Source organism: Senegalimassilia anaerobia JC110, assembly GCF_000236865.1.
Taxonomy (GTDB): Bacteria; Actinomycetota; Coriobacteriia; order Coriobacteriales; family Eggerthellaceae; genus Senegalimassilia; species Senegalimassilia anaerobia.
Window position 1 is genome coordinate 1 of sequence record NZ_HE611020.1, and the last position, 691, is coordinate 691.

General features: G+C 69.8%; 1 protein-coding gene. It reads right to left on the bottom strand.

The window, feature by feature from the left end:
- Positions 1–235 (bottom strand): hypothetical protein (locus SFHG_RS09945; protein ID WP_042437088.1); only part of this gene is annotated, 235 nt, incomplete at its 3' end.
- Positions 236–691: the final 456 nt, after the last annotated feature.

The window sequence follows — 691 nt, forward strand, 5'->3', positions numbered from 1 at the left end:
CGAACCTCGCCAGGTAGGCGCTCACCGCCTGCGGGTCGAGCCTCGTCCAGTCGCCGCGCCCCAGGTGCTGCTCGACCATCGCGCCGTACACCATCAGCGCGTGGTTGCGCTGCTTGCGCGCCGCCGCGTTCTCCCTGCGCTTGATCGCCTGCTTCTGCGCCCTGAGCTGCCTCTCGCGCTCCTTGAGCTTCTCGATCTGCGCGTCGATCTCGTCGGCCGTCCTCGCCCTCGCCATGGCGCTCCTTCCGTCCCTTTGCGTTTCGTTAATTGTAGCGTTTCCGACCTGGTCGCGCACGGCACGTGCGCATCCGCGCGCAGCGTGGTACACTTCGCGCCATAGGCGTGCCGTAGGTGCGAAGGGCGCACTTATACATCGCTGCGCGATGTGTGCGGCGGGGGCTGCGCCACCTGCGCCCCGCTCTCCGTCCCCGGGGCTGTCCGCCGCATCCGGGGACTGCGCGGGCTTCGCCCTTGCGTGCTCCGCGAAAACCCTTTGGCGGGTTTTCGCTGCGCGGGGCCTTCGGCCCCTTGCGCCCTCGCGGGCGCTCGAAACGTCCGTTTCTCGCTGCGCTCGGAAGGAGGCCGCGCGATGGCAAGCTACCATCTCTGCTGCAAGGTCATATCGCGCGGGCAGGGCCGTTCGGCCACGGCCGCCGCGGCGTACCGCGCCGCCGAGCGCATCTACGACAGG